This window comes from Rhodopila sp. (genome assembly GCF_035548235.1).
Lineage (GTDB): Bacteria > Pseudomonadota > Alphaproteobacteria > Acetobacterales > Acetobacteraceae > Rhodopila.
Genome location: NZ_DASZTJ010000178.1, coordinates 1 through 9,350 on the forward strand (window position 1 = coordinate 1; position 9,350 = coordinate 9,350).

At 67.1% G+C, this 9,350-nt stretch carries 11 protein-coding genes; 5 read left to right on the forward strand and 6 right to left on the reverse strand.

Going from position 1 to position 9,350, the window contains the following annotated elements:
- Positions 1-694: ATP-dependent 6-phosphofructokinase (locus tag VHB27_RS14390; protein WP_325601571.1), on the forward strand; the 694-nt coding region annotated here is incomplete at its 5' end.
- A gap of 65 nt (positions 695-759) precedes the next feature.
- Here the strand turns inward: VHB27_RS14390 and VHB27_RS14395 are convergent.
- Complete coding sequence (locus tag VHB27_RS14395) at positions 760-1,578, reverse strand: isocitrate lyase/PEP mutase family protein (RefSeq protein WP_325601573.1); 819 nt, start codon at positions 1,576-1,578, stop codon at positions 760-762.
- A gap of 4 nt (positions 1,579-1,582) precedes the next feature.
- On the reverse strand, positions 1,583-2,728 hold the full coding sequence (locus tag VHB27_RS14400) for a CaiB/BaiF CoA transferase family protein (RefSeq protein ID WP_325601575.1): 1,146 nt from the start codon (positions 2,726-2,728) through the stop codon (positions 1,583-1,585).
- A gap of 209 nt (positions 2,729-2,937) precedes the next feature.
- Between VHB27_RS14400 and VHB27_RS14405 the strand changes: the two genes are divergently transcribed.
- The gene (locus VHB27_RS14405; RefSeq protein ID WP_325601577.1) at positions 2,938-3,882 is read left to right on the forward strand and encodes a radical SAM protein; all 945 of its coding nucleotides are present in this window, start codon (positions 2,938-2,940) and stop codon (positions 3,880-3,882) included.
- Here VHB27_RS14405 and VHB27_RS14410 read toward each other — a convergent pair.
- The 4 genes from VHB27_RS14410 to VHB27_RS14425 all read right to left on the reverse strand — a co-directional run bounded on the left by VHB27_RS14410 (position 3,765) and on the right by VHB27_RS14425 (position 7,261).
- Entirely contained in the window at positions 3,765-4,850 is a 1,086-nt protein-coding gene (locus VHB27_RS14410) for a hypothetical protein (RefSeq protein ID WP_325601579.1), read from the reverse strand. The genes VHB27_RS14405 and VHB27_RS14410 overlap by 118 nt on opposite strands.
- Positions 4,850-6,247: an MBOAT family O-acyltransferase gene (locus VHB27_RS14415; protein ID WP_325601581.1), complete on the reverse strand. Its 1,398-nt coding sequence runs from the start codon at positions 6,245-6,247 to the stop codon at positions 4,850-4,852. The genes VHB27_RS14410 and VHB27_RS14415 overlap by 1 nt, the downstream gene beginning before the upstream one ends.
- Positions 6,248-6,315: 68 nt before the next feature.
- Positions 6,316-6,561: an acyl carrier protein gene (locus VHB27_RS14420; protein WP_325601583.1), complete on the reverse strand. Its 246-nt coding sequence runs from the start codon at positions 6,559-6,561 to the stop codon at positions 6,316-6,318.
- A 91-nt stretch (positions 6,562-6,652) separates the two neighbouring features.
- On the reverse strand, positions 6,653-7,261 hold the full coding sequence (locus VHB27_RS14425) for a YqgE/AlgH family protein (protein WP_325601585.1): 609 nt from the start codon (positions 7,259-7,261) through the stop codon (positions 6,653-6,655).
- Positions 7,262-7,392: 131 nt separating this feature from the next.
- Here VHB27_RS14425 and VHB27_RS14430 point away from each other — a divergent pair, with 131 nt between their 5' ends.
- From VHB27_RS14430 to VHB27_RS14440, 3 genes are all read left to right on the forward strand, one after another.
- A complete protein-coding gene (locus tag VHB27_RS14430; RefSeq protein ID WP_325601587.1) occupies positions 7,393-7,788 on the forward strand; it encodes a Zn-ribbon domain-containing OB-fold protein in 396 nt (131 codons plus the stop codon).
- A complete protein-coding gene (locus VHB27_RS14435) occupies positions 7,788-8,933 on the forward strand; it encodes an acetyl-CoA acetyltransferase (RefSeq protein ID WP_325601589.1) in 1,146 nt (381 codons plus the stop codon). The genes VHB27_RS14430 and VHB27_RS14435 overlap by 1 nt, the downstream gene beginning before the upstream one ends.
- Positions 8,934-9,056: 123 nt before the next feature.
- On the forward strand, positions 9,057-9,350 hold a 294-nt coding region (locus VHB27_RS14440), incomplete at its 3' end, for a zinc-ribbon domain-containing protein (RefSeq protein WP_325601591.1).

Below are 9,350 nucleotides of genomic sequence, written 5' to 3' on the forward strand. Positions count from 1 at the left end.
CATCGACGGCGTGGTCGTCATCGGCGGCAACGGCTCGCAGACCGGGTCGCATATGCTCAACCAGATGGGCGTGCATGTGGTCGGCATCGCGTCCACCATCGACAACGACTTGCTGGGCACCGACATCTCGATCGGCTGCGATACCGCGATCAACGTCACGCTGGAGGCGATCGACCACCTGCGTACCACCGGCTCCTCCCATAACCGGGCGTTCCTGGTGGAGACGATGGGGCGGGATTGCGGATACCTGGCGATCATGGCCGGCCTGGCCGGCGGCGCCGAGGTCATTTCGACGCCGGAGCACGAAGTCTCGGCGCACGAGATCGCCGAACGGCTGACCGCGGCGTACGAGCGTGGGAAGACCCATGCGATCGTGGTGATCGCCGAGGGTGTCAAGGAAAGCGCCCCGAAGATCCTCGCATATTTCGAAGCCGAGAAGCGCCGCACGGGGTTTGAGCTGCGGGCCACGACCCTGGGCCACGTCGTACGCGGCGCGCCCCCGCGGGCCTTCGACCGCATCCTGGCGACGCGGCTGGGCGTCAATGCGGTGAAGGCGCTGAGCGACGGCGAGACCGGGGTGCTGATCGGCTGGCAGAAGAACGAGGTGACACGCACGCCGCTGCCGGACATCGTCGGCCGCACGAAGCCGGTGGACACGGCGCTGCTGGAACTGGCGCGGATATTGGCGAAGTAGGAGCGGCCTGCCCTGCCGTCACGGCCAGCCTTGTGCCGGTCGCGACGGAACGCCTTCCCAATCCCCTACCGCATGAAGGCGTTCAGTTCCGGCGTGGCCATCGTCGTGTCCAGGTAGCCGAACGTCCCCTGCCCCGCCACCTCACGGGCCGCGGCCAGCAACCCGGTCATCGCGGCGCGATACAGCGACGTCGCCAGGCTGATACGTTTCACGCCCGCCTCGGCCAGCGCCGCGACGGTGAACGACTTGCCTTTGATCCCGGCCATGAAATTCACCGGCCTGCCCAGCGCCGCGCAGACCGCGCGCACCGCGTCGAGGTCCGGCAGGCCGGGCGCCATCAGCACATCCGCACCGGCGGCCTCGAACGCCCGCAGCCGTGCAATCGTATCCGCGAGGTCCGGATTGCCGCGCAGGAAGTTCTCGCTGCGAGCGGTCAGGGTGAACGGAAACGCCTGCGCTCGGGCGGCTGCGACGGCGGCCTCGATGCGGACCCGAGCGGTGGGAAGGTCGAAGAGGGGGCGGCCGGCGTCGCCGGTGGCGTCCTCGATCGAGGCACCGACAAGGCCCACCCCGGCGGCCAGCCGGATGGTCTCCGCCGCGTCCTCGGGGGCGTCGCCGAATCCCTTCTCCAGGTCGGCCGAGACCGGCAGGTCGGTCGCCTCTACGATCAGCCGGCAGTGATCCAGCGCCTCCTGTCGTGTCACATGGCCATCGCGGCGGCCCAGCACCCCGGCGCTGGCGCCGCTGGACGTAGCCAGTGCCTTGAAGCCGAGGCCCGACAGCAGGCGGGCGGACCCGGCGTCCCAGGCATTGGCGATGACGAACGCCTGGGGCGCGGCATGCAGCGCCCGGAAGGCGATGGCCTTTTCGGCCTGACTGGGCATCGTCCTACTCCGCCGCTTCGCGCTGATTGAGGATGGCATCGGTGTGCTCACCCAGGCGCGGCGCCGGGCCACGCACGGCGCCTGGGGTCGCCGAGAGCTTCACCGGCACGCCCATGGTCTTGAACGGACCGGTGACCGGATGTCGCGTCTCGGCGACCATGTCGCGCGCCAGGATCTGCGGGTCGTTGAACACCTCGTCATAGGATTGGACCGGGCCGGCGGGGATGCCCAATTTCTCCAGCTCCGCCAGCCAGAACGCCGAGGGTTTCCCGGCGATCTTCGCCTGCAGCAGCGCCACCAGCGCGTCGTTGTTCTGCACCCGCAACGCGTTCGTCCGGAACCGTTCGTCTTCCAGCAGCGAGGGTAGCTCGACCAGCTTCGCCAGCCCTTCGAAGAATTTCTGCTGGGACGCGCCCAGGGTGATGTAACCGTCAGCGGTCTGGAAGCACTGGTAGGGCGCACTGCCGCGATGTGCCTGGCCGATCCGCTCCGGGCGCGTGCCGGTCGCGAAGTAATGCGCCGACTCATAGACGGCCAGTGACGTCGCCGCCTCGAACAGCGAGGTTTCGACCCGCTGCCCCTCGCCGGTGCGGTGCCGCGCCTCCAACGCCGTCATGACGCCGAAGGCCAGGAACATGCCGGCGGTGACGTCGGAGATCGCGATCGGCAGGCGGAACGGCGGCCCGTCGGCGGGACCATTGGTGCTCATCAGGCCCGACATCGCCTGAGTGATCAGGTCGAACCCGCCGCGGCTGGAATACGGCCCGGTCTGCCCGAAGCCGGAGATCGAGGCCAGGATCAGCCGTGGATTGCGGGCATGCAGGACGTCCCAGCCGATGCCCAGCCGATCCATGACGCCAGGCCGGTAGTTCTCGACCACCACGTCGGCCTTGTCGACGAGTTGCAGGAACGCCATCCGGTCGGCCTGCTTCTTGAAGTCCATCACCACCGACCGCTTGTTGCGGTTCCAGGTCATGAACGGGGCGCTCTCGCCGTTGACGAACGGTGGCATGTTGCGGGCGGAATCGCCGGCCGGTGGCTCGATCTTGATCACGTCGGCGCCGTGGTCGGCCAGCATCATGGCGCAGTAGGGGCCGGAGAGATGGCTGGTCAGGTCGAGGACCAGCAGATGGTCGAGCGCGCCGGGCATGAGGGCCTCCTTCGTGGGACGGTTGGCGCATGATGGCATAGTTGGGCGGCGATGCCACCGGCGAGAGCCACCAAGTGCGTCATCGGTCTGACAGTCCAAGGCAGAAATGGTCGCTCCCGTCCGTCCGGGTTGGGACGTGATCCCGTGCGCGCCTTGCCGCCTCTCGCCGCCGCACGGATAGTGGTCCGATCTAATGACGGGAGTCAGCGTTGGACCAGATCGCCCTCGGCCTCGACCCGGCGAAGTTTCGTGACCCTTTCGTGACGGCCAAGGGCGAAACCCGCGCGCGCGTGGCGCTCAGAGGGTTGGAGACGCTGTGGTTCAATACCGGAACGCTGTGCAACCTGACCTGCCGGAACTGCTACATCGAATCCTCGCCGCGCAATGACCGGCTCGCCTACCTGACCGCCGGGGAGGTCGCCGCCTACCTGGACGAGATCGCCCGCGACCGCCTGCCGACAAGCCTGATCGGCTTCACCGGCGGGGAGCCGTTCATGAACCCCGACCTGGTCCCCATGCTGCGTGACGCCCTGTCCCGCGGCCTGGAGGCACTGGTGCTGACCAATGCCATGAAGCCGATGCGCAAGCGGGACAAGGACCTGTTGGCGCTGCGCGACGCGTACGGTGACAGGCTGACCCTCCGCGTGTCACTTGACCACTACGACCCCGCCATCCACGAACAGGAACGCGGCCGCCAAAGCTGGGCACCGACGCTGGATGGCTTGACCTGGCTCGCGCGCAATGGCTTCCGCATCGACGTTGCCGGCCGTCATTTCACCGGGGAACCCGAGGCACGCCTGCGAGCCGGCTATGCGGCCTTGTTCGCCGAACGCGCAATTCCGATAGACGCCCAGGACCCGGTCCGGCTGATGCTGTTCCCGGAATTGGACCCCGCGCGCGACGTGCCGGAGATCACCACCGCCTGTTGGACCATCCTCCGTAAATCGCCAGACGACGTCATGTGCGCCTCCGCTCGGATGGTTGCGCGGCGGAGCGGCTCAGATCGCCCCGTGGTGCTGGCCTGCACGCTACTCGCCTATGATCCGCGTTTCGAGATGGGTACGACATTGGCCGAGGCAGCACGTCCGGTGCCGCTCAACCACCCGTTCTGTGCGTCGTTCTGCGTGCTGGGCGGGGCGGCCTGCAGCCGTTGAGCCAGTTCCTGGCTGTAGCGGTCGGCGGCCGGCGGGTTCATGTGGCAGAATTCATCGCCGAACGCGCTATCCGGTCGGTGCGGGATAATCTCGCCGGCGACACGGAACCAACGGTAGCGGGCGGCATAGGCGTGCAGATAAGCGGTGAAGCCCGTCAGCAGTGCCGGGGTGATCCGCCGGTAGGTCGCGTCGTTGACCGGCATCGGCAGGAACACCGTCTCGATCCCACGCCGGTCAAGCATCGAGACGATTTCGTTGAAATAATGGTCAAGCACCGGCAGCGGACGGAACGTTGCAAGATGGCCCTCGACCGCAACCTCATCCGAACCTGGGGCCGTGCCGAAACTGTATTGGCCCCGGCTGGCCAATGTCGCCGCCAGCATGTGCCGGTTGTGCAGCACGCGCAGGAAAACGCCGCCATGCAGCAGGCTGGGAAAGTCATAGGTCGGGAAGTGCGCCAACCGCAGCCAGTCGCGCAGGCGGTCGGGCAGGATGTCGGTACGGCGTTCCTGGTAGACTGACGGGTCGGCCGTTGCTTCCGACACACGGCGCAGTTCGGCGATGTCGGCGGCAGAGAGGAAGCCGAAGCGCACGCTGCGTTCCCAGAACAGGTCGGGGCGGCTGAAATGTCCCGCGTCAAAGGACAGTACCACCCGCCGGGGTGGATGCGGACAGGCCAGGGCGCGTCGCAGCAGGGCCAGCGCCTCGACCGCCTCGCCGCCCCCGATCGCCAGGTTCGTCGCCCGTCCATCCAGTCGGGCCGGGAGGATATCGGCGGCAGCGCGGGAGTCGCCGAGGATGATCGTGTCCCCCAAGTCGCAGCGGTTCAGCATGACCTCTTTGGCATGCCAGGCGCCGTATTCCGACTCCATGAACGTCATGGGCATCGCGATGACCCAGGCCCAGACGAGGGCAAAGCTTGCGCAGGCAGTGGCCAGCATCAGCAGCAGGGTGCGGCGCGGCGTCATCAGAAGCTGAAATACACGAAAGCCTGGGTACCTTCGCACGCCAGAAGCCCCAGCGTGGCGAGGCAGCCCATCGCCACCGCCATCCGCGGCGTCGGCCGCCAGAGTGTCACCGGCCCGGCACCCGCCTGCATGAACTGCCGCGTGGTCGGGGCGAACCAGATCACCGCGAAGAGCGATAGCAGCCAGACCGCCGTCGCAGCCGCGCGCAGGTCCAGCGTGCCGAACCCCTGCCCGCCTGCCATTGCCGCGAACATCCGACCAGCTTCGTCCGGTGTCGCCGCTCGGAAGATCACCGCGCCCGCCAGGACAGCGGCCTGAGTCAGGCCGACGGCCAGGAAAGCCGGCAGCACGGGCAGCCGCCACAAGCGCCAGGCGTGGTTGACCAGCAGGTAGCCGGCGTGCAGCAAGCCAAACAGCCCATAGGTCCATTGCGCGCCGTGCCAAAGGCCCGCCAGCAGCATGGTGGCCGCGATCGGTCCGGCGATCATGATGGTGAAGCCGGACGGCGTCCTCTGCGCCGCGTCGTTGATCGGACGGCCCAAGCGGCGGCGGCGGCGCAGCACCGCCAGCGTCAGCGGCGCATGCACGTTGGCCATCAGGAACCGCGTCAGCGACATGTGCCAGCGCTGCCAGTACTGGATGACCGACGCGGCGCGATAGGGCTGGTCGAAATTGTCCGGCAGGCGCAGCCCGACCATCCAGGCCAGGCCGATCGCCATGTCGGTGTAGCCGGAAAAGTCGAAGTAAAGCTGCAGATACCAGGCCATGGCGCCGAACCAGGCCGTGACCGCGCCGTCGGGGCCGGTGAAGCCCGCCGCAACGATGGGACCCAGAGGATCGGCGAGGAGGGTCTTCTTCACCAGGCCGAGACAGAAAAAGCCGAACCCCACGGCCAGGGTCTCGGCCGTCAGGGTGGGTTGCCGCTCCATGTCGTTGGGATTGAGGATCGGCCCCGCCAGGACCACTGGAAAGAACACCGACAGCAGCACCTGATCCAGCAGCCCGACCCGCTCGGTTGCCGAGGCCGCCAGCCAAAGCAGCAGCCCGATCTGGCTAAAGACGAAGAAACTGATCCCGGGCGGCAGCGGCATGTCCGGCCACAACGCAGGGGCGAGGTATTTGAACCAGCCCAGGATTCCGAGATCCGTGGCGATGCCGAACGCCGCGGCCAATGCGGGACGCCGTGCCTGCCCGATGGCCTGGGCCGCCACCAGGTTGACGACCAGGCAGCCCAGCAGGACGGGAAGCTGGCGCGGTGCGTTCAGGCCGTAGAACAGGAACGAGACGGCGACGAGCCAGAGCTTGACGCAGGAGGTCCCGAACCGGCTTGCCGCCAGCGTCCCGGCCAGGGTCAGCGGCAGGAAACCCAGCAGGAATGCGATCGCGTTGAAGGGCATGCGCCCTTATGCCACCGGGTCGTTACCGGAAGGTTAACGGCCGGGGGGAGGCGGTCAGACCCGGAGGCTCACGCGGCCATGGCCCGCTTCGAGGCGATCAGCCGCAGCAGGTCTCCGACCGTGACCAGCCGTTCGATGTCGTCCAACTCGAACAGCATGTCGAACCGGCACTCGACCTCCACCGCGATCGACACGACGTCCATCGAGTCGAGACCAGCGATATCGTCCAGGCGTGAGGCGGGTGTCAGGTCGATCGCCGGGTTGTTCACGATTTCCCGGACAATCGCGGTCAATTGCTGCAAGGGGGTGGTCATACGGTGCCTCCATCCGTCCAGGCGCGGGCCGCGACGGATGTAAGGGCCGATACCTTACAAAATGGTTAACACCGGCATGCAGATCGGAAATTCAGCCGTGGCCCGCCGTGTCCGACAGCAGCAGCGGGTCAATATGCAGCTTACCGAGCGCACGGCGCCATTTGGTATCGTGGTCGCCGTCGAACATAAGGGTTTCGTCCGCGGGAATGGACAGCCAGGCGTTCTGCTGGAATTCCTGATCCAACTGCCCCGGTCCCCAGCCGGCATAACCCAGCGCCAGGACGCATTCGCGCGGTCCGCCGCCCTCGGCGATCACTTTCAACACATCGAGGCTGGCAGTCAGCGCCGTCGAGTCGTCCACTTTCAGGCTACCCTCCCCCGTCCAGTCGCTGGTGTGCAGGACGAAGCCGCGGGCGTTCTCGACCGGGCCGCCGGCGCACAGCTTGATGTGGCGGACAGGCGGCAAAGGCTCGACCTGCAATTGCTTCAGCAGATCGTCGAAGGTCGGCTTCACGATCGGCCGGTTCAGCACCAGGCCCATCGCCCCTTCCGCGGTATGGGCGCAGAGATAGATTACGCTCTGTGTAAAGCGCGGATCGGTCATCGACGGCATCGCCACCAGCAATTGACCGGTCAGATATCCGTCGGCAGCCGGGTCCGGCGATGGCGCCTGGGAAGACTTTGCTTCGGAATTGAGCATGAACGTGGACATCCTCTGAATCTGGCGGCTTCACGGGCATTCTGCAAGCAGGATCAGCATGGGTGCCGCCGTTTGTGTGCCGCCGCGGTCGTTGGTAGCCTGCCGGAAACACCTTCGAGGAAACACGCCCGATGCCTGACGCGCCCCCGTCGCCACCCCTCTCTCCGTTGGCGACCTATATCGCTCACCTCAAGCGCGGCGAGCTCGGGTACCAATTCAGCCCATCGCTGGGAAAAGCGGTGTTCTATCCACGCGTGGTCGCTCCGGTCACCGGGGAAGCGGACCTGGAATGGCGCGTCAGCAAAGGTGTCGGCACCGTCCATGCCACCACGGTCGTCCACCCGCAGCAAGGCGAGCCCTATAACGTCTGCCTGGTCGACGTCGACGAAGGCTTCCGCATGATGTCGCGGGTCGAGGACATCGCCCCAAGGGACGTCAAGATCGGCATGCGGGTGAAGTTCCGCGTCTTCACGCCGGATGGCGACGAAGATCCCTACCCCGTCTTCACCCCGGCGGAGGGCGCGTGATGAACCGCGGAAGTGTCGCCATCGTCGGCGCGGCCGAGTCGGACCTGGGCGCTGTCGCCGCGCTGATGAGCCCGATCGACCTGATGGCCCAGGGCATCCATCGCGCCCTGGGCGACGCCGGCCTGACCCTGAAGGACGTCGACGCGGTGTTCTGCGCCACCACCCAGGCGCGGACCTCGGCGATGTCGCTGGTCGAGTATGTCGGCCTGCCCAACGCCTATACCGACAGCACCATCGTCGGCGGCTCCTCCTTCGAGGTGCATGTCGCCCACGCACATGCCGCGCTGGAGGCCGGTCTCTGCAACGTCGCCGTGATCGCCTATGGCAGCACCCAGCGCACCGTTGGCCGCCGCGCCGCCTCCGCTCGGGAGTTCAACGCGTACGAGACGCCGTACAAGCCTTTCCTGCCAGCCAGCGCCTATGCGATGGCGGCGAGCCGGCACATGCATGAATTCGGCACCACCCGCGAGCAGATGGCCGCGGTGGCCGTCGCCGCCCGCGACTGGGCGCTGCTGAACCCGGCGGCGTGGGAAAAGAAGCCATTGACCATCCAGGACGTGCTGAACGCGCGCAAAATCAGCGAGCCATTCACCGTACGCGATATCTGCCTGGTGACCGACGGCGGCGGAGCGATCGTGATGGTGCGGGCGGATCGCGCCAAGGGCATGAAGCAAAAGCCGGTCTACGTGCTGGGCAGCGGGCAGTCGATCACCCATGCTTCCATCACCTCGATGCCGATGCTGACGCATACGGGTGCGATCGAGTCCGGACGCCGCGCCTATGCCGCGTCCGGGATCAAGCCGGCGGACGTGAAGGTGCTGGCGCTGTACGACGCCTTCACCATCAACACGATCCTGTTCCTGGAAGATTTGGGCTTCTGCGCCAAGGGCGAGGGCGGCCCGTTCGTGGAGAACGGCCGCATCGCCCCCGGCGGATCGCTGGCGGTGAACACCAACGGCGGCGGCTTGTCCTATTGCCACCCGGGCATGTACGGGCTGTTCCTGCTGATCGAGGCGGTGCGCCAGCTTCGCGGCGAGTGCGGCCGGCGGCAGGTGGCCGGCGCCGACGTCGCCTTGGTCCACGGTAATGGCGGCGTGCTGTCGGCCCAGGCGACGACGATCCTGGGGAGCGCGGCGGCGGTGTGAGTCCGCGGATCCCCCGGAAGGGACGCCACCAGGTCGTCACCGTCTCGTGAGCGGCGGATTTGTGACGGAACGGTCTTGCGGCGGCTCCATTTGTATGGGGCTCGAAACGGGGATGCCGGACCGATGAAGCTCTTTTTCTGCCAGCACTGTGGCCAGTTGCTCTATTTCGACAACGTCCGTTGCGAAAAATGCGGCCACCGGCTGGGCTACCTGCCTTCCGCCATGACGTTGTCGGCGCTGGAGCCGCAGGGCGACGCCTGGCATGCGCTGGCCGATCCCTCGACCCAGGTCCGCTTCTGCCGGAACGCCGAGGCGGACGGCTGCAACTGGCTGGTGGAGGCGGACAGCGACCTGCCCTTCTGCGCCGCCTGCCGGTTCAACCGCACCATCCCGGACCTGAGCGACCCGGTGAACATG